The following is a 20,648-nucleotide window of genomic DNA, read 5'->3' on the forward strand; positions in this document are numbered from 1 at the left end:
CAGGCGCGTAAAAAATCACACTCCTGCAACGGGGATCGGTCAGATGTCCCACACCACGTTGACGGCGAAATTGCGTCCTGGCTGGGTCAGGCGGTCGAGGTTGGCGGGGGCGGTGGCGCCTGCTTCGCCGACGTTGTCGTAGTCGCGCACGTCATCCCACAGCCAGTATTTTTTGTCCGCGAGGTTGTACAGACCGCCGCTGACCGTGACGTCGTTAGTGACTTTGTAATAGCCCGTCAGATCGACGAGGCCGAAGCCAGGGGTCTTGAACCGGGTCGCCCCGTCGGGGGCGTAGTAATTGCTGGCGTCGACCCGCGTCTTGCGCTTGACCAGCGTCCAGTTCAGCAAGCCGCCGTAGGTGTTCTGGTCATAACCCAGGCCCAGCACGCCGGTCAGCGGGTTGATGCTGTTGATGGGCTGGCCGGTGTCGTTGTTGCGACCGTACAGATAGGCCAGCGAGCCTCGGGTGTAGAGGCCTTCGGGTGCGCCGAAGCTGTCCAGGTTCAAACGACCCTTGAGCTCGACGCCCTTGATGGTGGCGTGCTTGATGTTGTTGGTCTGGAAGGTCGTGGTGGTGGAATTGGCTGGAATCACCGCGTCTTCATTAATGAAGTCGCGGTACGTGTTGTAGAACAGCGCGAGATCAAACGTACCTTCGTCGAAGTGACCGCGCAGCCCGGTCTCGTAGCTTTTGCTGGTCTCCGGTTTCAGGTCGGGATTGGGTTCGACGACGTAATTGCCCCGGGTGTTCTCGAAGCGGCCATACAACGCCTTGGCGCTCGGCGTGCGGAAACCCTCGCCGTACTGGCCGTACCAGGTGTAGGCGTCGTTGAACGCATACGTCAGCCCGAGCTTGGGTAACAGGCGATGCCATTTTTTCGTGCTGTCGTCGAACTCGCTCTTGCTGGCCAGGTTGACGCTCTTGAGGAATGAATCTGTGGCGTCTGGTTCGAGCGTGGTGTAGTCGTAGCGGGCGCCGGGCATGAAGGTCCAGTCGCCCCACTTGATCTGATCCTGGGCGAACAAGGCGTAGGTGGTGATCGTCGGGTTCGGGAAGTCATTGGTGGGTGCAACGATATCCAGCGGGTTGGTACTGGGTGCGCCGACGGTGCGGCAGGTTCCGAGGACCGACGCACAGGTGGCTGACCCTGTCCGAAGTCCCGTCACCTTCTGTTGCTTGAGGGTCGTGCCGTACGTCAGCAAGTGCTGGGTGTCGCCCATGTCGAACGCTTTATCCAGCTGTGCGTCGAGGATCCACTGGCGCTCCTTGTACTGGGTGTCGCGGGTGCGCCAGACATCTCGCAAAACCGCCCCGCTTCTGGGGTTAGAGGGCAGATACCTTTCAAAGGTATTTTGATCAGTCTTGGCAATCTGGTAGTTCAAGCTCCACTTGGCGTTGTCAGCCAACACGCTGTCCAGCGCAAAGCTGTTTTCCAGGCCAAACCGCTCTCGGGTGATAACGTCGTTCCCTTCACGTGAACCGTAGTAGCCGAAGCCAACACCGGCATTGAAAGGCCCGCCCACCACACTCTTCTGATTCGTATGGGTGTCGTCCTTGTACTTCTCGTAAGTGAACGCCAGACGATCATTGTCGCCGTAGTTCCAGCCCAGCTTGGCCAGCACATTGGTGGCGCGGGCGTCTTCCGGGTTGGCCTTCGTGCGTGACAGCCCTGTGCCGCCATGCTCACCGTAGGACTCGGTTTCGTGGCCGTTGCGCTGACTGACGTGCAGCAAGCCGTCTAAGTCCCCCGCGCGGCCGGCAACCGTAGACGAATTCAGCCAACTGTTGTCCGCCGAGCTGTAGCCGGTTTTCAGGCGGGCGCCGACGTCCTTCCCCGACTTGATGATGTCCTCGGGGTCGAGGGTGTAATAACTCACCGCGCCGCCGATGGCGCTGCTCCCATACAGCGCCGATGCAGGCCCGCGCAGGATCTCGACGCGCTTGATGATCTCCGGATCCACGTAATTACGATGGGTGTTGGCAAAAGGGCCCTGAAAAAAGTTGTCCGGCACTTCGACGCCGTCCACCTGCGTGAGGATCCGGTCGCCATCGATGCCACGAATGTTGTAGCCGCTGGTGCCCGCACGCTGGCCGGCCCCACCCACGGAAACACCGGACTCGTCGCGTCAAGGTCGCGAATGCTGTTGACGTTGCGCCGATCCAGCGTTGCGCGGTCCTGCACCGTCACCGTGCTGGGCACCGAATCCACCGACTGCGCCTGACGCGTGGCACTGACTGTAATTTGCTCCAGTTCCAACGCATCACTCTGCTCGGCGGCAGCGACGGCGGGGCTGTGCAGGGCTGCAGCGAACATGGCGATCGTCAGCAGCGAAAGCCCGAAAGGGTGAGTGGTGGTGGGCGAGAAGGGTGGTGCGGGGTTGAAACTGGACAGCATGGATAGCGCTCCCTGTCGTGCGGGTCGTCATAGTTGTTGCGAGATGATTCAAATAGGAATCAGTTGCATTGGCTATGACTAGACGAACGGGATGCGGCTATCGCGTAAAAATAAATCGGGTCAGTTGAACATCATCAGATGTGGAGCAATAGCGCCGCTGTCTTGCCAGCGCATCATCAGGCGCTATTTTTTTTCCGCGCAGCCAGCACCGCTGCTGCATCAAGCACTGCTTGCGAATGCCACACGGCTTCGGCGCTGGCGAACGCTTCGCTGTGGGCAGGATCGGCCTCGAGCCATTCCAGAAATCGCGCGTGTGTTGCCGCATCGGCGATTTCCAGTTCGATCAGCCAGGTCAGGGCCTGATCCATCGTCTCGGCAGCGCGCGCTGCGTCGGCTTGAGCGCGGCGGGGTGATTGGGCGTCCGTCAAGCAGCGTCCTCGGGTCCTCGGTTTGGCCGGCAGTGTAGCGTCACTCTGAACCACCAGCTGACGATTCTTACGGATGGAACTCAGCGATCCAGACGTGCGGCCACACTCATGCAAAGTGTCATGACCAGCTTGAGTTCTTTTTGCACGGTGCTGGTGGACACCTCCAACTGTTCGGCGATCTCCAGATAACTCGCGCCGTGGAGCCGACTGAGGGTAAAGATTTTCTGCTGCCGGGGCGTCAGGGTTTCCAGGCTCGCGCTGAGGCTTTCCAGCAGCCGGTTGGCGTGGGCAGCATCCTCCAGCGCGGATTCGGGGGCGACGACATTGTGGATGTCGCTTATGGGCGCATCGTCGATGATGGTGCGCGCGTGAATACGTCTGGCACGCAGATGATCCAGCGCCAGATTGCGCGCGGTCTGGAAGACGAAGGGTTCGAGGTGCTCGATGGCCCGCTCGTTGAGCGCGCGGGTGACACGCAGGTAAGTTTCCTGGAGCAGGTCTTCAGCGGTGGTGTGGCTGCGGACCATGCGCTGAAGCGTGCGCAACAGCATGGTTCGTCGGGCGAGAAAGACAGTATTGAAGTGCGACTGAGTCACGGGGACACCCGACCAGAATTCATCAGATGATAATGCTTATCATCTAGAGGTCCGGTCAAGGCAGGGATTTGCACAGATTGTAAGGGCGGTGCATGGGGACGGCGATCATTACTGAGGGAGGGAGTTTGATCGCGAAGAGATGGGTGCATCCGCTGACTATCCAGCGGCTTGGAGTCCGTCTTCGCGAGCAAGCCCGCTCCTACATAGGTTGATTCCGTTACTTACTCGGCATTCATCAACGCCAGGCAGTTATCCAGCATGCGGTTGGAGAAGCCCCATTCGTTGTCGTACCACGCCAGTACCTTCAGCAGGCGACCGCTGACTTTGGTGTGGTTCGCGTCGAAGATCGACGACAGCGGGTTGTGATTGAAGTCGTGGGAAACCAGCGGCAGGGTGTTGTAGCCGAGGATCTTCGAATGCTGCGCCGCTTCCTTCATGATCGCGTTGACCTCTTCGGCCGTCGCGTCGCGCTTGAGCTGAATGGTCAGGTCGACCAGCGACACGTTGATCACCGGCACACGCACGGCCATGCCGGTCAGCTTGCCCGCCAGTTCCGGCAGCACCAGACCTACCGCTTCGGCAGCGCCGGTCTTGCTCGGGATCATCGACTGAGTCGCCGAACGCGCGCGGTACGGATCGGTGTGGTAGACGTCGATCAGGTTCTGGTCGTTGGTGTAGGCGTGGATGGTGGTCATCAGGCCGCTCTCGATGCCCAACTCACGGTGCAGCACCTGGGCGACCGGCGCCAGGCAGTTGGTCGTACAGGATGCGTTGGAGATGACCTGATGGGACTGGCGCAGCACGTCATGGTTAACGCCGTAAACGATCGTCGCATCGGCGCCTTTGGCCGGTGCTGAAATAATCACTTTCTTGGCGCCGGCGGTGATGTGCGCGGCCGCCTTGGTGCGATCCGTGAACAAGCCGGTGCATTCGAACACCACGTCGATGTTCAGGGATTTCCACGGCAGCTCGGCCGGGTTGCGAATGGCGCTGACTGCAATTCGGTCACCATTAACGGTCAGGCTTTCCTGATCGTGTTCAACGGTGCCGTCGAATTGCCCGTGCACTGTGTCGAATTTCAGGAGGTGGGCGTTGATCTCGCTGTCGCCCAGGTCATTGATGGCGACGACTTGCAGGTCCTGACGGTAACCTTGGGTATAAAGTGCGCGTAGGACGTTGCGGCCGATTCGGCCAAAGCCATTGATTGCGATGCGGAGAGTCATACACCCGTCCTCAGGAATTTGTTGTTGGAATTACAAGATTATTCTCATAAAAATAGAAAACAACCCCTTTTAGTGGCAGTATTTTGTTTTATCTACAAATAGAAACCCGTCTGGCCGTCACAACTGGCTGAAAATCAAATGCTTGCCGCCGCTCTCGTCTGAGTACCGGATTTGATCGCAGCCTGGTGAAAGCGCCTGAACGGGTGACAACATCCGCTAGCCTGGAGTCCATGACATGCATCCCCGCGTCCTTGAGGTAACCGAACGGCTGATTGCTCGCAGCCGTGAAACCCGTCAACGCTACCTGCAATTGATCCGGGGTGCGGCGAGCGACGGGCCGATGCGTGGCAAGCTGCAATGTGCCAACTTCGCCCACGGCGTCGCGGCATGTGGTCCCGAAGACAAGAACAGCCTGCGCATGATGAATGCGGCCAACATCGCCATTGTCTCTTCCTACAACGACATGCTCTCCGCGCATCAGCCGTACGAACACTTCCCCGAACAGATCAAAAAAGCGCTGCGTGAAATCGGCTCGGTGGGGCAGTTTGCCGGTGGCGTTCCGGCCATGTGTGACGGCGTCACCCAGGGCGAGCCGGGCATGGAGTTGAGTATCGCCAGCCGAGAAGTCATTGCGATGGCAACGGCGGTGGCCTTGTCCCACAACATGTTCGACGGCGCGCTGATGCTGGGCATCTGCGACAAGATCGTTCCGGGCTTGCTGATGGGCTCGCTGCGCTTTGGTCATCTGCCGACGATCTTCGTGCCGGGCGGGCCGATGGTCTCGGGTATCTCTAACAAGGAGAAAGCCGACGTGCGTCAGCGCTACGCCGAAGGCAAAGCCACCCGTGAAGAGCTGCTGGATTCGGAAATGAAGTCCTACCACGGCCCGGGCACCTGCACGTTCTACGGCACGGCGAACACCAACCAGTTGATTATGGAAGTCATGGGTCTGCATCTTCCGGGCGCCTCTTTCGTCAATCCCTACACGCCGCTACGCGATGCCCTGACACGCGAGGCGGCGTTCCAGGTCACGCGTCTGACCAAACAAAGCGGCGACTTCATCCCTCTCGGAGAGATTGTGGACGAACGTTCGCTGGTCAACTCGATTGTTGCCCTGCACGCGACGGGCGGTTCCACCAACCACACGCTGCACATGCCGGCGATTGCCCAGTGCGCGGGCATTCAGCTGACCTGGCAGGACATGGCCGATCTGTCTGAAGTGGTGCCGACCCTGTCCCACGTCTACCCGAACGGCAAAGCCGACATCAACCACTTCCAGGCCGCCGGCGGTATGTCGTTCCTGATTCGTGAGCTGCTTGATGCAGGCTTGATGCACGAAGACGTCAACACGGTGATGGGCCGTGGCCTGCGTCGCTACATCCAAGAGCCGTTCCTGGAAGAAGGCAAACTGGTGTGGCGCGATGGCCCGATCGAAAGCCTCGACGAAAACGTCCTGCGCCCCATCGCGCGTCCGTTCTCGGCCGAAGGCGGCCTGCGGGTCATGGAAGGCAACCTGGGCCGTGGCGTGATGAAAGTCTCCGCCGTTGCGCTGGAGCACCAGATCGTCGAAGCCCCCGCCAAAGTGTTCGAAGACCAGCAAGACCTCGCCGACGCCTTCAAGGCCGGTGAGCTGGAGTGCGACTTTGTCGCGGTGATGCGTTTCCAGGGCCCGCGCTCCAACGGCATGCCGGAGCTGCACAAGATGACGCCGTTCCTGGGCGTGCTGCAGGACCGTGGTTTCAAGGTGGCGCTCATTACTGACGGGCGTATGTCTGGGGCGTCCGGGAAAATCCCGGCGGCGATTCACGTTTGCCCGGAAGCCTCCGACGGCGGGCCGCTGGCGTTGGTGCGTGACGGGGATCTCATTCGTGTCGATGGCGTGAAAGGAACGTTGCAAGTTCTGGTCGAACCGGCAGAATTGGCCGCCAGAGAGCCGGCAATCGGTCGCTTGTCACACAACGTGGGCAGCGGGCGCGAACTGTTCGGCTTCATGCGCATGGCCTTCAGCTCGGCAGAGAAGGGCGCCAGCGCCTTTACTTCGAATCTGGAGACGCTCAAGTGACATTGGCGATGGTGGGTGATATCGGCGGCACAAATGCGCGGTTTGCCATTTGGGAAGACGACCAGTTGCATTCGATTCGCGTGTTCGCGACGGTCGATTACGCCAGTCCTGAAAAGGCCCTGACGGTCTATCTGCAGGACCTGGAGTTGCAGCGCGGTGATGTCACCTCCCTTTGCCTGGCCGTGGCCGGGCCGGTGACCGGCGACGATTTCCACTTCACCAACAGCCACTGGAAGATCAACCGGCAGGCGTTCTGCGCCGAGCTGAAGATCGACCACCTGATCCTGGTCAACGACTTCACTGCCATGGCCCTGGGCATGACCCGCCTGAAAGACGACGAGTACCTGACCGTGCGTCATGGCAAAGGCGATCCTCACGGTGCGCGGGTGGTGATAGGGCCTGGCACCGGGCTTGGGGTCGGTACGCTGATTCGCACCGGTGAAGCGCGTTGGTCCGCCGTGCCGGGCGAGGGCGGTCACGTTGATCTGCCGATCGGCACGCCTCGCGAAGCCCTGCTGTGGATGCGCTTGATGGCAACCCACGAGCACGTCAGCGCCGAGACGATTCTGAGTGGCGCCGGGCTGTTGCTGCTGTATCAAGTCAGCTGCGGACTGGACGAGATCGAGCCTGAACTCAAATCCCCTGCGGCCATTACCTCGGCGGCGCTCAAGGGTGACCCTGTCGCCAGCGCAGTGCTGGAGCAGTTCTGTGTATTCCTCGGGCGCGTGGCAGGCAACAACGTACTGACTGTCGGCGGACGCGGCGGCGTGTATATTGCCGGTGGCGTGATTCCCCGGTTCGTTGATTTCTTCATGCAGAGCGGCTTCAACAAGGCGTTCGCCGAGAAGGGATTGATGAAGGATTATTTCAATGACGTGCCGGTCTGGCTGGTCACGGCCGAATACCCCGGCCTGATGGGCGCAGGCGTGGCGCTGGATCAGTCCCTGATCGCGCAGGGCTAGACATGTAGGAGCGCGCTTGCCCGCGAATAATAGTTCCGGCAACCCAGATGTGTTGGATTGGCTGACGTCATCGCGGGCAAGCGCGCTCCTACAGGGTTCATGCCTGCCATGGATTTCGTGGCAACCGGCTCACTGGCGAAGCCGATCGTCAGGCCGATGTGTTATTTGTGCCTATAACAACAATCCATTGCTCACAAGGACGACCATGTGAACGCTGTCAGTAAATCGATTCTGGTGGTCGACGATGACCAGGAGATTTGCGAGTTGCTGCAAGCCTACCTGAGCCGTTCCGGTTTTCAGGTGCGCACGGTCGGCAATGGGGCCGAGTTTCGTCAGGCATTCAACGAAGAGGCCAGCGACCTGCTGATCCTCGACGTTATGCTCCCCGATGAAGACGGCTTCAGCCTGTGTCGCTGGGTCAGGCAGCATCCGCGTCAGCCGCATATTCCCATCATCATGCTCACCGCCAGCTCCGACGAGGCCGATCGGGTCATCGGTCTGGAGCTCGGCGCCGATGACTACATGGCCAAGCCCTTCAGCCCTCGAGAACTTCAGGCCCGGATCAAGGCGCTGTTGCGTCGTGCCCAGTTCGGCCAGGAGCGCAGCGGCGGTGAAGTGCTGGTGTTCGATGAATGGCGGCTGGACATGGTCAGTCACCGGCTGTTTCACAACGATGGCGAAGAGGTGATTTTGTCGGGCGCCGATTTCGCGCTGCTCAAACTGTTCCTCGACAACCCCCAACAGATTCTCGATCGCGACACCATCGGCAACGCCACCCGTGGTCGTGAACTGATGCCGCTGGAGCGCATCGTCGACATGGCGGTGAGCCGCCTGCGTCAGCGTTTGCGTGACACTGGCAAGGCGCCACGGTTGATCCGCACCGTACGAGGCAGCGGTTATCTGTTGGCAGCCAATGTGCTGCCCCAAGCCGGCAACGGTTACTAGTCCTTGATGGTGACCGACAAGAAACGCCGCTTGCCGGTGCCGCGCTCGCTGCTCGGGCGCATGTTGCTGCTGACCTTGTTCGCCGTGTTGCTGGCGCAAACCCTGTCCAGCCTGATCTGGCTCTCGCAACTGCGCGCCACGCAGATGGAAGGCCTGGTCACCAGTGCCCGCAGTCTGGGTTTCTCCATGGCGGCGAGCGTGAGTTATTTCCGCTCGCTGCCTGTCGCGTTTCGGCCGTTGGTCCTTGATCAACTGCGCAGCATGGGTGGCACGCGTTTCTTCGTCTCGCTCAACGATCGTCCGCTGGACATGCAGGTGCTTGAGCCTACCGTGCGCAAGACGGCGGTGATTGATATGGTCGGCCAGGTGCTGCGGCAAAACCTCGGCGCCGATCCGGATATCCTCGTGCGCTTCGTGCGTCCAGAAGACCTGCGCATCTTTAACAGCGGCTTGAGGCTCGACGAACTCCCACGTTCGTGGGCCCATTACGCGCTGACCCTCGAACCGGTGAACCCGCCCGTGCTGGTGACGCAGATCGAGCTGTCGCCCGGCGAATGGCTGTACATCGCCTCGCTGCTGCCTGAGCCCTACACCATGCTCGAAGCGGAAGGTCTGCCGTCTCAGCAGGTCTGGTTCATCGCCCTGACGAGTGTTTTTCTGCTGGTCTTCATCGGCCTGTTGGTGCACTGGCAGAGCGGTCCGCTCAAGCGTCTGGCCCATGCTGCGCGGGATCTGTCGTTGGGTGCCGACGTCGAGCCGGTGGTGGAGGGCGGTGGCAGTGAAGTGGTGGAAGTGACCCGCGCGTTCAACACCATGCGCGACCGCATCAGCCGATATCTGACCGAGCGCGGCCAATTATTCAGTGCGATTTCCCACGACCTGCGCACCCCGATCACCCGTCTGCGGCTGCGCGTCGAACTGCTCGAAGACGAACAGATGCAGGCCAAATTCACCCGCGACCTGGATGAGCTGGAGCTGCTGGTCAAAGGCGCGTTGCAGTGTGTGAAGGACACCGACATTCACGAGAACATCGAGCCGGTCGACCTCAATCACGCGCTGGATTGCCTGATCGAACCGTATCTCGCCCCCGACGGCGGGGGCCGTGTCACGTTGCAGGGCAAGGCGATGTCGATGTACTACGGCAAGCCCCTGGCGCTGCGCCGCTGCATGGGCAACCTGATCGATAACGCGATCAAATACGGCGACCGTGCGCACCTGTTCGTTGAAGACGACGCCGATGCGTTCATTCTGCACGTCGAAGACGAGGGCCCGGGTGTGCCGGAGCAGCGAATGGAACAAGTTTTCGAGCCGCACTTCCGGCTGGCCGGCAAACACCAGCAGGGCTACGGTTTGGGGCTCGGAATCGCGCGCAATATTGCCCATAGCCATGGTGGCGAAGTGACGTTGCAAAACATCCGCGAGGGCGGGTTGCGGGTGACGCTGTATCTGCCGCGTGGATTGGAGTGATCCGGCGCCGGATCTCCCCAGTAGGAGCGCGCTTGCCCGCGATGGCGGCAGCCCATTCAACACCTCTTGTGTTGCTGGAAAAAATTTTCGCGGGCAAGCGCGCTCCAACAGTGGGCTGAGTCGTTTCAGGAATGTCACAGGGTTGTGACAATTGCGCATCCCTTCGTTACCGTCCGCTCTGGGCCCTTGGTTAGAATCCACGCAGCGCAAGCGCCACGACTTGCTCATGCATAACAACAAGAAAGGTCAGATATGAATTCGATTTCCCGTCTCGCTGCACTTATTTCCCTCGCCTCGTTGTTCCCTCTGAGCGCCATGGCGGCTGATGCCAAAGGCACTGTCGAAGTCGTGCACTGGTGGACGTCCGGTGGCGAAAAAGCCGCTGTCGATGTGCTCAAGGCTCAAGTTGAAAAAGACGGTTTCACCTGGAAAGACGGCGCTGTCGCAGGCGGCGGCGGTGCTACCGCAATGACCGTTCTCAAGAGTCGCGCCGTTGCTGGCAACCCGCCTGGCGTTGCGCAAATCAAAGGTCCGGACATTCAGGAATGGGCCTCCACCGGCCTGCTTGATACCGACGTGCTGAAAACCGTCTCCAAAGAGGAGAAGTGGGACAGCCTGCTGGACAAGAAAGTCTCCGATACCGTGAAGTACGAAGGTGATTACGTTGCCGTGCCGGTGAACATCCACCGCGTCAACTGGCTGTGGATCAACCCGGAAGTCTTCAAGAAAGCCGGTATCGAAAAAGCCCCCACCACCCTCGAAGAATTCTACGCAGCGGGCGACAAGCTCAAAGCGGCAGGCTTCATCCCTCTGGCCCACGGCGGCCAGCCTTGGCAGGACAGCACCGTTTTTGAAGCCGTCGTCCTCTCTGTCATGGGCGCTGACGGTTACAAGAAGGCACTGGTCGACCTCGACAATGCTGCGCTGACCGGTCCTGAAATGGTCAAGTCGCTGACCGAACTGAAGAAAGTCGCCACCTACATGGATGTCGACGGCAAAGGTCAGGACTGGAACCTGGAAGCCGCCAAAGTCATCAACGGCAAGGCCGGCATGCAGATCATGGGTGACTGGGCCAAGAGCGAATGGACCGCCGCCAAGAAGGTCGCTGGCAAAGACTACGAGTGCGTAGCGTTCCCGGGCACCGACAAGGCGTTCACCTACAACATCGACTCTCTGGCGGTGTTCAAGCAGAAGGACGCGGGCACTGCTGCCGGTCAGCAGGACATCGCCAAAATCGTGCTGGGTGAAAACTTCCAGAAAGTCTTCAGCATCAACAAAGGCTCGATCCCGGTTCGCAACGACATGCTGGCTGACATGGGCAAGTACGGTTTCGACTCGTGCGCCCAGACCGCTGCCAAGGATTTCCTGGCGGACGCCAAAACCGGCGGCCTGCAGCCAAGCATGGCGCACAACATGGCCACAACGCTGGCCGTGCAAGGTGCGTTCTTTGATGTCGTGACCAACTACATTAACGACCCGAAAGCTGATCCGGCCGACGCGGCGAAGAAGTTGGGCGCTGCGATCAAGTCTGCTAAATAGCGCGTAGCCGGCAGGTCTGTAGGAGCGCGCTTGCCCGCGATTGCGGTGTGTCAGTCAATACACGTCTGACACACCGTATTCGCGAGCAAGGTGGATCGCCACCCCGGTCGCTCCTACAGATGCCGCGCTCGCACTCTTCATTTTTCTGTACTGGATTTCACCATGAGTTCTGTTGCTGTGTTCAGCAAAGCCTCGCCGTTCGATGCACTGCAGCGCTGGCTACCCAAACTGGTGCTGGCGCCCAGCATGTTCATCGTATTGGTGGGCTTCTACGGCTATATCCTGTGGACGTTCGTTCTGTCGTTCACCAACTCGACTTTCCTGCCGACCTACAAATTCGTGGGTCTGGCGCAATACGCGCGGTTGTTCGACAACGACCGTTGGTGGGTCGCCAGCAAAAACCTTGCGGTGTTCGGTGGCATGTTCATCGGCATCAGCATGGTGGTGGGCGTGCTGCTGGCGGTTTTCCTGGACCAGCGCATCCGCCGCGAAGGTTTTATCCGCACCATCTATCTGTACCCGATGGCGCTGTCGATGATCGTCACCGGTACGGCCTGGAAATGGCTGCTCAACCCGGGCATGGGTCTGGACAAACTGCTGCGTGACTGGGGCTGGGAAGGCTTTCGCCTGGACTGGCTGATCGATCCGGACCGCGTTGTCTACTGCCTGGTGATCGCTGCGGTATGGCAGGCATCGGGCTTCATCATGGCGATGTTCCTGGCGGGCCTTCGCGGCGTCGATCAGTCGATCATCCGTGCCGCGCAGATCGACGGCGCAAGCATGCCGAAGATCTACTGGAAGGTGGTGCTGCCAAGCCTGCGCCCGGTGTTCTTCAGTGCTGTGATGATTCTGGCGCACATCGCCATCAAGAGTTTCGACCTGGTGGCCGCGATGACGGCCGGTGGCCCGGGCTACTCGTCGGACCTGCCTGCGATGTTCATGTACTCGTTCACCTTCAGCCGTGGCCAGATGGGCATGGGTTCCGCCAGTGCGATCCTGATGCTCGGTGCGATTCTGGCCATCCTCGTGCCTTATCTGTATTCCGAGCTGAGGGCCAAGCGCAATGACTAGTCTCGCCAACAAACCTGCGCTCAGCCTGAGCCGCGTCGCTATCTACGCGGTGCTGATCATTGCCGTGTTCCTGTATCTGGTGCCGTTGGTGGTCATGCTGTTGACCAGCTTCAAATCGCCGGAAGACATCGGCAGCGGCAACCTGCTCAGTTTGCCGACCGAAGTGACTGCCATCGGCTGGATCAAAGCCTGGGCCACGGTAAAGGGCTATTTCTGGAACTCGTTCCTGATCACCGTTCCGGCGGTGCTGATTTCCACCACCATTGGTGCCCTGAACGGCTACGTGCTGTCGATGTGGCGCTTCCGCGGTTCGCAGTTGTTCTTCGGCCTGCTGCTGTTCGGCTGCTTCCTGCCGTTTCAGACCGTCCTGCTGCCTGCGTCTTTCACCCTCGGCAAGATGGGCCTGGCCAATACCACGACGGGGCTGGTGTTCATTCACGTTGTCTACGGTCTGGCGTTCACCACGCTGTTCTTCCGCAATTACTACGTCAGCATCCCGGAAGCACTGGTCAAGGCTGCACGACTGGACGGTGCCGGCTTCTTCACCATCTTCCGTCGGATCATTCTGCCGATGTCGACGCCGATCATCATGGTCTGCCTGATCTGGCAATTCACTCAGATCTGGAACGACTTCCTGTTCGGTGTGGTGTTCTCCAGTGGTGATTCGCAGCCGATCACGGTCGCGCTGAACAACCTGGTCAACACCAGTACGGGCGCCAAGGAATACAACGTTGATATGGCGGCGGCGATGATCGCCGGGCTGCCGACCCTGCTGGTCTACGTGGTCGCAGGCAAGTATTTCGTGCGCGGGCTGACGGCCGGCGCAGTCAAGGGGTAATCATGGCAACGCTTGAACTACGCAATGTAAACAAGACTTACGGGGCCGGTTTGCCGGACACCCTGAAGAACATCGAACTCTCCATCAAAGAAGGCGAGTTCCTGATTCTGGTCGGCCCTTCGGGCTGCGGTAAGTCGACCCTGATGAACTGCATCGCCGGGCTGGAAAACATTACCGGCGGCGCGATCATGATCGGTGATCAGGACGTCAGCGGCATGAGCCCGAAGGATCGCGACATCGCGATGGTGTTCCAGTCCTACGCGCTGTACCCGACCATGAGCGTGCGTGAGAACATCGAGTTCGGGCTGAAGATTCGCAAGATGAATCAGGCCGACATCGACGCCGAAGTCGCCCGGGTCGCCAAGCTGCTGCAGATCGAACACCTGCTCAACCGCAAGCCGGGGCAGTTGTCGGGCGGTCAGCAACAGCGCGTCGCCATGGGCCGGGCGCTGGCCCGTCGTCCGAAGATCTACCTGTTTGACGAACCGCTTTCCAACCTCGACGCCAAGCTGCGTGTCGAGATGCGGACCGAAATGAAGCTGATGCACCAACGCCTGAAGACCACCACGGTCTACGTGACCCACGACCAGATCGAAGCGATGACTCTGGGCGACAAAGTGGCGGTCATGAAAGACGGCATCATTCAGCAGTTCGGTACGCCGAAGCAGATCTACAACGATCCGGCGAACCTCTTTGTGGCCAGCTTCATTGGCTCGCCGCCGATGAACTTCATCCCGCTGCGCCTGCAACGCAAAGACGGTCGTCTGGTCGCATTGCTCGACAGCGGTCAGGCCCGTTGCGAGCTGCCGATGAGCATGAACGACGCCGGTCTTGAGGACCGTGAGGTGATTCTGGGCCTGCGTCCCGAGCAGATCGTGCTAGCGTCCGGTGATACTGCAGGTCTGCCGACCCTTCGCGCCGAAGTCCAGGTGACGGAACCGACCGGTCCGGATACGCTGGTATTCGTTACCCTCAACGAGAGCAAGGTCTGCTGCCGTCTGGCGCCGGATATTGCACCCGCTGTGGGCGAGACCTTGACGCTGCAGTTCGATCCGGCGAAGGTTCTGCTGTTTGATGCGAAAACCGGCGAGCGCCTTGGCGTCCTGGCACCGAGTCAGTCGGTAGAGAACATGGGGAATGTCACGCGGCTCAACCGCAACTGATCCCGACGTGCAGGAGCACTGCACAAAACGAGCACCTGTGACGGGTGGATGTCTGCCGTAAAAAACCCGTCATGCACACGATGTACGTGGTTACAACGCTGTTCAAAAGCTAATAACAATAAAACGAGGATCCAAGGGATGAAAAAGGTACGTAACAAGTCGCTTAACCAGTTTCAGCTGATCGGTGGGTTGTCTGTCCTGAGCGCGCTGACGATTTCCGGAGCGGCTTCTGCAATGGAGCCTTTCAAAGCCAGCGAGCACATGACCGGTGACTGGGGTGGTCTGCGTCAAGAGCTGTACGACAAGGGTTACGACTTCCCGATCGAGTACGTGGGCGAAGCCGCCAGCAACCTCAACGGTGGTTACAACGACGACACGACCGGCCGCTACAGCGATCAGTTCGCGTTCGGCGTACAAATGGACCTGCAGAAAATCCTCGGCTGGAACGACGCTGAGTTCAAGCTCGCGATCACCGAGCGTAGCGGCAGAAACATTTCCAACGACCGTATCGGCGATCCGCGTGCCGGCACGCTCAGCTCCTCCCAGGAAGTCTGGGGCCGTGGCCAGACCTGGCGTCTGACCCAGATGTGGGTCAAGCAGAAGTACTTCGACGGCAAGCTGGACATCAAGGTCGGCCGTTTCGGTGAAGGCGAAGACTTCAACAGCTTCCCTTGCGACTTCCAGAACCTTTCGTTCTGCGGCTCGCAGGTCGGTAACTACGTAAACACCTGGTACAACTGGCCTGTCAGCCAGTGGGCTGCACGCGTGAAGTACAACATCACGCCTGAGTTGTTCGCCCAGATCGGTGTCTACGAGCAGAACCCGTCGTACCTCGAAACCGGCAACAGCTTCAAACTCAGCGGCAGCGGCGCCAAAGGCACCGTCGTACCGGTTGAAGTGGTGTGGTCGCCGAACGTCAACTCGCTGCCAGGCGAATACCGTCTGGGCTACTACGTGAGTAACCCGAGTGCCGACGATCTCTACGAGAACGAAGACGGTCAGCCTCAGGCGACCGCTGGCGGTAACTTCAAGTCTCACAAAGACAAGCACGGCTGGTGGGTTGTGGCTCAGCAACAACTGACCGCTCACAACGGCGACGCATCCCGTGGTCTGAGCATTTTCGCCAACGCGACGGTGCATGACAAAGCCACCAACTTCGTCGACAACTACCAGCAGGTCGGCTTCGTCTACAAAGGCCCGTTCGATGCACGTCCGAAGGATGACATCGGTATCGGCGTCGCCCGTATCCACGTGAACGATGATGCCCAGGACAACCGTCGTCTGGTCAACGCCGTCAACGGTATCGAAGACTACGACAACCCAGGCTACCTGCCGATCCAGAAGACCGAATACAACTCGGAAATCTACTACGGCGTGCATGTAACCGACTGGCTGACCGTGCGTCCTAACTTGCAGTACGTGAAGAGCCCGGGCGGTGTGGACGAAGTCCAGAACGCACTGGTTGCCGGTATCAAGATTCAGTCCAAGTTCTAAGTCAAAGCGGACGCTCCTCCGCGCTCCACTAACGATCAAGGGTCGTGTGTGCTTTACGGGCAGCCTGGCTGCCCGTTTTTTTTGCGCTGTTTATTCGGTAGCAATGGCTCCGCCTTTGGAGCATTTTTTCTCGCGTGACGAGTGACCGCTATCTGGAGTGCTACAACGATGCCCTTCAGGGATCCCGGCTCAACCGAGCATCCTCTTCAGCGTTTCTTCACCTCGGTGCGACCGCAACCGACCTTTCAGTGGGAACGCTACCAACAGCGTGATGTGCTGGTGATCAACCATGCGCAGTGCCAGGCCGTGTTCAGTCGGCAGGGCGCGCAGCTGTTGCATTTCGAACCTTGCGGGCAGAGACCCTGGCTGTGGTGTGCCGCGCATTGGCCCCTGGTCGGCGCGATCCGCGGCGGCGTGCCGGTCAGTTGGCCCTGGGTCGGGCGGCACCCGGGCGAGAGCGGCTGGCCGGCCAACGGCTGGGGCCGGTTGCTCGACTGGAAACTGGTCGAAAGCCATGAGCACGAGGCGGGTGTGACATTGCGTTGGCAACTCAAGCTGTGGGACTGGCAGGCCGATCTCTACGCTGAGCTGGGGCAGGCGATGGACCTGCGCCTGGAAACGCGTCACGACGACAGCGAACCTTGCCGCTTTGGCCACGGCTTGCACGCCTACTGGCGCATCAGCGATGTGGCGGACGTCGCGTTGCAAGGGCTCGACGGTGCGCAGGGTTACGATGAACTCAGCCGCAGCGCCTGTGAGCAAAGGGGCGAGCTACGGGTGCACGGCAGTTGTCAGCGGGTGTTTGAGCATGCCGGACTGCTGGAGCTACAGGACGACGCCTGGCAGCGGCGACTGAGCATCGACACCGGCGACAGCGACAGCACGGTGGTCTGGCACCCGGGCAGCCGGCCCTTGCTCGGTGTGGGTGGCGATGAAGCCATGGGTTTTCTGCGGGTCGAGGCGGCGTCGGGTGTTGATGATTGCCTGAGCCTGGCGCCCGGGCAGCACGCCAGTTTGAGCCTGCAGGCGACTTTGGTGCACTGAGCGACGTGGCGACGAATGCGGTCAATCGACTCCGCAACCCCTGTAGGAGCGCGCTTGCCCGCGAAAACTGCTCCAGCGACAGAGATGCAGCGGGGCGGCCTCATCGTGGGCAAGCGCGCTCCTACAAATAAGCGACTCCCTTAATTCAACTCATCGTCCGCCGGATACCGGCTGGCGTTGAGGCTTTCCTTGATCTTGCGCAGGTGCGGCTGGAAGTCGACACCCCGACGCAGGGTCATGCCGGTCGCCAGCACATCCAGCACCGTCAGCTGAACGATCCGCGAGGTCATGGGCATATAGATGTCGGTGTCTTCCGGCAGCGGAATGTTCAAGCTCAAGGTGCTGGCTTTTGCCAGCGGCGAGTCGGCCGCCGTCAGTCCCAGCACTGATGCGCCGTTCTCCCGAGCAATGCGCGCCACTTCAACCAGTTCACGGGTGCGCCCGGTGTAGGAAATGATCACAAACAGCTCGCCGGTGTGGGCCACCGAAGCCAGCATGCGCTGCACCAGCACGTCGGCGTGGGCCGTGACAGCAAGATTGAAGCGGAAGAATTTATGCTGCGCGTCCAGTGCGACGGGCGCCGAAGCCCCGAGGCCGAAGAAGTGGATCTGCCGCGCCTGAATCAACAAGTCGACCGCTTTGCTGATCAGGTTGGGATCAAGCACCTGGCACACGCTGTCGAGGGACGCGATGGCGCTGCCGAAAATCTTGCGGGTGTAGGCTTCCGGGTTGTCATCGGCTTCCACCGCGCGGCTGACATAGGCGGCGCCGCTGGCCAAGCTCTGGGCCAGCTGCAACTTCAGCTCCGGGTAGCCGCTGACATCGAATGAACGGCAGAAGCGGTTGACCGTTGGCTCACTGACCTTTGCCGCCTGCGCCAGCGCAGCGATGCTGAAGCGGGTGGCCTGCTGCGGATTGCTCAGAATCGCCTCGGCGACCTTGCGCTCAGCCTTGTTCAGCTCTTCCAGACGACTCTGGATCTGCTCCAGAAGATTGCGTATGCGGTCCATTGTTTGTCCTTCTGATGAAACGGCGACAGGCCGGTGAACAAGCCTTTATTTGCAGAGTGGGAATTTGGGCCTTTAGCCTGTCGCAAAGGTGGCCTATCGTACTGAGGGCCTGTGGTGATCACCACTCTAATGTGGTTCTGGTGGAAATGTTGTGGTTATTACTACATTCGGCCTTGAGTAACGCCTTTAAAAAAGGTATTTGTAGCTTAACTTGATAAAAGAACCAACATTATGCTCTCGATTACGGTTGAACCGTGCACTTTTGCGTTGTTTGGCGCCTTGGGTGACCTGGCGGTACGCAAACTGTTTCCTGCGTTGTACCAGCTTGATCGAGCTGGACTGCTGCATGCCGAGACCCGAATTATTGCGTTGGCCCGCGAGCCCGGCACTCCCGAGGAGCACCTGGCCTACATCGACAAAAGCCTGCGCCGCTTCGTCCCCGAGGCGCAGCTTGAGACCGAGCACGTGGAGCGTTTTCAGGCCCGCCTGAGTTACCTGCACGTTGACTTCCTCAAGGGCGAAGATTACGTCGCCCTCGCCGAAGCGGTTGGCGACGCGCCGACCATGATTGCCTACTTCGCGACCCCAGCTTCGGTCTACGGCGCCATTTGCGAGAACCTTGCACTGGTCGGCCTGACCGATCGCACCCGCGCGGTACTTGAAAAACCCATCGGCCACGACCTCGCGTCGTCCCGTCGCGTCAACGATGCCGTTGCCCAGTTTCTGCCTGAAACCCGCATCTACCGGATCGACCACTATCTGGGCAAGGACACGGTGCAGAACCTCATTGCCCTGCGTTTTGCCAACAGCCTGTTCGAGACGCAGTGGAACCAGAACCACATCTCCCACGTGGAAATCACCGTGGCGGAGAAGGTGGGCATCGAAGGCCGCTGGGGTTATTTCGACCAGGCCGGTCAACTGCGCGACATGATCCAGAATCACCTGTTGCAGCTGCTGTGCCTGATCGCGATGGACCCGCCCAGCGACCTGTCCGCCGACAGCATCCGTGACGAGAAGGTGAAGGTGCTCAAGGCACTGGCGCCGTTCACGCCGGAGCGTCTGGCCACCCAAGTGGTGCGCGGGCAATACATCGCCGGTTACAGCGACGGCAAGCCGGTGCCCGGTTATCTGGAAGAAGAAAACTCCAACACCCAGAGCGACACGGAAACGTTCGTCGCCATTCGTGCCGACATCCGCAACTGGCGTTGGTCGGGCGTACCGTTCTACCTGCGTACCGGCAAGCGCATGCCACAAAAGCTGTCGCAGATCGTGATCCACTTCAAAGAGCCGCCGCATTACATCTTTGCGCCCGAGCAGCGCTTGCAGATCAGCAACCGCCTGATCATCCGCCTGCAGCCCGATGAAGGCATCTCGCTGCAAGTGATGACCAAGGATCAGGGCCTGGACAAAGGCATGCAGCTGCGCAGCAACCCTTTGCAACTCAGCTTCTCCGACGCCTACCGCAGCGCCCGTGTGCCGGACGCTTACGAGCGGTTGTTGCTGGAGGTCATGCGTGGCAATCAGAACCTGTTTGTGCGCAAAGACGAAATCGAATACGCCTGGCAATGGTGCGACCAGCTGATCGCTGGCTGGAAAAAAGCGGGCGACGCGCCCAAGCCTTACCCGGCCGGTTCCTGGGGGCCGATGAGCTCCATTGCTTTGATTACGCGTGACGGGAGGTCCTGGTATGGCGATATGTGAACTTGAATTTCCGGCGGGCCTGAAGGCCCACGAATTCGATAACCCCGAAGTCCTGGCGAACTCGCTGGCCGATTACGTGGCCGAGCGCCTGACGGCGGCGATTTCCAGTAATCCCCACGGCACGGCAACGTTGGTGGTGTCGGGCGGCAAAAGCCCGGTGGCGTTTTTCAAGGCGCTGGCGCAGAAGCCGCTCCAGTGGTCGAAAGTCTGCGTGAGTCTGGCCGACGAGCGCTGGGTGCCGACCGAGCACGCCGACAGCAATGAAGGCCTGCTAAAGCGTTTCCTGTTACAGGGGCCGGCGGCCGAGGCGGGGTTCTTCAGCCTGTACCGTCCGACCACGACAGTGGATGAAGCCGCGGCTGCAACCGACGAGGCGCTCAAAGAGCTGCCGAAGATCGACGTGCTGATTCTGGGGATGGGTGATGACGGGCATACCGCGTCCCTGTTCCCCAACAGCCCGCACCTCAAGGAAGCGCTGGACCTCAACAGCGACCGTCGTTGCCTGCCCATGCTCGCACCGACTGTCCCGCATCAGCGCCTGACCCTGACGCGTCCGGTACTGGCGTCGGCAGCGACCACCATTCTGTCCGTTTCCGGTCAGGCCAAACTCGACACATTGCGCGCTGCACTGGCAGGCGATGACCTCGCCGAAATGCCGGTGCGCGCGTTCCTCAACCCGTCTCTAGAGATCTACTGGTGCCCATAAGCA

At 60.1% G+C, this 20,648-nt stretch carries 16 protein-coding genes and 1 pseudogene; 12 read left to right on the top strand and 5 right to left on the bottom strand.

Annotated elements, in window-relative coordinates; translation table 11 throughout:
• Window positions 1-39 precede the first annotated feature (39 nt).
• From OKW98_RS06365 to gap, 4 genes and pseudogenes are all read right to left on the bottom strand, one after another.
• Window positions 40-2,258: pseudogene (locus OKW98_RS06365) on the bottom strand (TonB-dependent hemoglobin/transferrin/lactoferrin family receptor); the annotation flags it as partial.
• Between the two features lie 314 nt (window positions 2,259-2,572).
• Window positions 2,573-2,824: a FecR/PupR family sigma factor regulator gene (locus tag OKW98_RS06370; protein ID WP_265388417.1), complete on the bottom strand. Its 252-nt coding sequence runs from the start codon at window positions 2,822-2,824 to the stop codon at window positions 2,573-2,575.
• An 80-nt stretch (window positions 2,825-2,904) separates the two neighbouring features.
• The gene (locus OKW98_RS06375; protein ID WP_265388418.1) at window positions 2,905-3,420 is read right to left on the bottom strand and encodes an RNA polymerase sigma factor; all 516 of its coding nucleotides are present in this window, start codon (window positions 3,418-3,420) and stop codon (window positions 2,905-2,907) included.
• A 221-nt stretch (window positions 3,421-3,641) separates the two neighbouring features.
• Window positions 3,642-4,643 (bottom strand): type I glyceraldehyde-3-phosphate dehydrogenase, encoded by a 1,002-nt coding sequence (gene gap, locus OKW98_RS06380; RefSeq protein WP_265388419.1) that lies wholly within the window; start codon window positions 4,641-4,643, stop codon window positions 3,642-3,644.
• 235 nt (window positions 4,644-4,878) lie between these two features.
• Between gap and edd the strand changes: the two genes are divergently transcribed.
• From edd to OKW98_RS06430, 10 genes are all read left to right on the top strand, one after another.
• Window positions 4,879-6,705 (top strand): phosphogluconate dehydratase, encoded by a 1,827-nt coding sequence (edd, locus tag OKW98_RS06385; protein WP_265388420.1) that lies wholly within the window; start codon window positions 4,879-4,881, stop codon window positions 6,703-6,705.
• 8 nt (window positions 6,706-6,713) lie between these two features.
• Window positions 6,714-7,667, top strand: a complete 954-nt coding sequence (locus OKW98_RS06390; protein ID WP_416148431.1) for a glucokinase — start codon at window positions 6,714-6,716, stop codon at window positions 7,665-7,667.
• A 207-nt stretch (window positions 7,668-7,874) separates the two neighbouring features.
• Complete coding sequence (locus tag OKW98_RS06395) at window positions 7,875-8,612, top strand: response regulator (protein WP_265388422.1); 738 nt, start codon at window positions 7,875-7,877, stop codon at window positions 8,610-8,612.
• Window positions 8,613-8,618: 6 nt separating this feature from the next.
• The gene (locus OKW98_RS06400; protein WP_322114180.1) at window positions 8,619-10,079 is read left to right on the top strand and encodes an ATP-binding protein; all 1,461 of its coding nucleotides are present in this window, start codon (window positions 8,619-8,621) and stop codon (window positions 10,077-10,079) included.
• Between the two features lie 252 nt (window positions 10,080-10,331).
• Window positions 10,332-11,618 (top strand): ABC transporter substrate-binding protein, encoded by a 1,287-nt coding sequence (locus OKW98_RS06405; RefSeq protein WP_265388423.1) that lies wholly within the window; start codon window positions 10,332-10,334, stop codon window positions 11,616-11,618.
• 162 nt (window positions 11,619-11,780) lie between these two features.
• Window positions 11,781-12,689 (top strand): carbohydrate ABC transporter permease, encoded by a 909-nt coding sequence (locus OKW98_RS06410; protein ID WP_037014845.1) that lies wholly within the window; start codon window positions 11,781-11,783, stop codon window positions 12,687-12,689.
• Entirely contained in the window at window positions 12,682-13,527 is an 846-nt protein-coding gene (locus OKW98_RS06415) for a carbohydrate ABC transporter permease (protein ID WP_265388424.1), read from the top strand. The genes OKW98_RS06410 and OKW98_RS06415 overlap by 8 nt, the downstream gene beginning before the upstream one ends.
• Before the next feature lie 2 nt (window positions 13,528-13,529).
• Window positions 13,530-14,690: an ABC transporter ATP-binding protein gene (locus OKW98_RS06420; RefSeq protein WP_265388425.1), complete on the top strand. Its 1,161-nt coding sequence runs from the start codon at window positions 13,530-13,532 to the stop codon at window positions 14,688-14,690.
• Window positions 14,691-14,828: 138 nt separating this feature from the next.
• Complete coding sequence (locus OKW98_RS06425) at window positions 14,829-16,184, top strand: carbohydrate porin (protein ID WP_265388426.1); 1,356 nt, start codon at window positions 14,829-14,831, stop codon at window positions 16,182-16,184.
• A 168-nt stretch (window positions 16,185-16,352) separates the two neighbouring features.
• Entirely contained in the window at window positions 16,353-17,228 is an 876-nt protein-coding gene (locus OKW98_RS06430; RefSeq protein ID WP_265388427.1) for a D-hexose-6-phosphate mutarotase, read from the top strand.
• Window positions 17,229-17,368: 140 nt separating this feature from the next.
• On the opposite strand, the gene OKW98_RS06435 is transcribed toward OKW98_RS06430, so the two are convergent.
• The gene (locus OKW98_RS06435; RefSeq protein ID WP_265389663.1) at window positions 17,369-18,229 is read right to left on the bottom strand and encodes a MurR/RpiR family transcriptional regulator; all 861 of its coding nucleotides are present in this window, start codon (window positions 18,227-18,229) and stop codon (window positions 17,369-17,371) included.
• Between the two features lie 240 nt (window positions 18,230-18,469).
• Here OKW98_RS06435 and zwf point away from each other — a divergent pair, with 240 nt between their 5' ends.
• Window positions 18,470-19,939 carry a glucose-6-phosphate dehydrogenase gene (gene zwf / locus OKW98_RS06440; RefSeq protein ID WP_265388428.1) on the top strand — a complete coding sequence of 490 codons (1,470 nt, stop codon included), beginning with the start codon at window positions 18,470-18,472 and terminating at the stop codon, window positions 19,937-19,939.
• Window positions 19,926-20,645 carry a 6-phosphogluconolactonase gene (gene pgl, locus OKW98_RS06445; protein ID WP_265388429.1) on the top strand — a complete coding sequence of 240 codons (720 nt, stop codon included), beginning with the start codon at window positions 19,926-19,928 and terminating at the stop codon, window positions 20,643-20,645. The genes zwf and pgl overlap by 14 nt, the downstream gene beginning before the upstream one ends.
• Window positions 20,646-20,648 lie beyond the last annotated feature (3 nt).

This window comes from Pseudomonas sp. KU26590, assembly GCF_026153515.1.
Classification (GTDB): Bacteria; Pseudomonadota; Gammaproteobacteria; order Pseudomonadales; family Pseudomonadaceae; genus Aquipseudomonas.

Excerpts from the sequence above, each read along its gene's own strand:
- OKW98_RS06415 (WP_265388424.1), top strand. The coding sequence starts at position 12,682 with ATGACTAGTCTCGCCAACAAACCTGCGCTCAGCCTGAGCCGCGTCGCT.
- OKW98_RS06405 (WP_265388423.1), top strand. The coding sequence starts at position 10,332 with ATGAATTCGATTTCCCGTCTCGCTGCACTTATTTCCCTCGCCTCGTTG.
- pgl (WP_265388429.1), top strand. The coding sequence starts at position 19,926 with ATGGCGATATGTGAACTTGAATTTCCGGCGGGCCTGAAGGCCCACGAA.
- OKW98_RS06430 (WP_265388427.1), top strand. The coding sequence starts at position 16,353 with ATGCCCTTCAGGGATCCCGGCTCAACCGAGCATCCTCTTCAGCGTTTC.
- zwf (WP_265388428.1), top strand. The coding sequence starts at position 18,470 with ATGCTCTCGATTACGGTTGAACCGTGCACTTTTGCGTTGTTTGGCGCC.
- OKW98_RS06410 (WP_037014845.1), top strand. The coding sequence starts at position 11,781 with ATGAGTTCTGTTGCTGTGTTCAGCAAAGCCTCGCCGTTCGATGCACTG.
- OKW98_RS06400 (WP_322114180.1), top strand. The coding sequence starts at position 8,619 with ATGGTGACCGACAAGAAACGCCGCTTGCCGGTGCCGCGCTCGCTGCTC.
- edd (WP_265388420.1), top strand. The coding sequence starts at position 4,879 with ATGCATCCCCGCGTCCTTGAGGTAACCGAACGGCTGATTGCTCGCAGC.
- OKW98_RS06390 (WP_416148431.1), top strand. The coding sequence starts at position 6,714 with ATGGTGGGTGATATCGGCGGCACAAATGCGCGGTTTGCCATTTGGGAA.
- OKW98_RS06420 (WP_265388425.1), top strand. The coding sequence starts at position 13,530 with ATGGCAACGCTTGAACTACGCAATGTAAACAAGACTTACGGGGCCGGT.
- gap (WP_265388419.1), bottom strand. The coding sequence starts at position 4,643 with ATGACTCTCCGCATCGCAATCAATGGCTTTGGCCGAATCGGCCGCAAC.
- OKW98_RS06425 (WP_265388426.1), top strand. The coding sequence starts at position 14,829 with ATGAAAAAGGTACGTAACAAGTCGCTTAACCAGTTTCAGCTGATCGGT.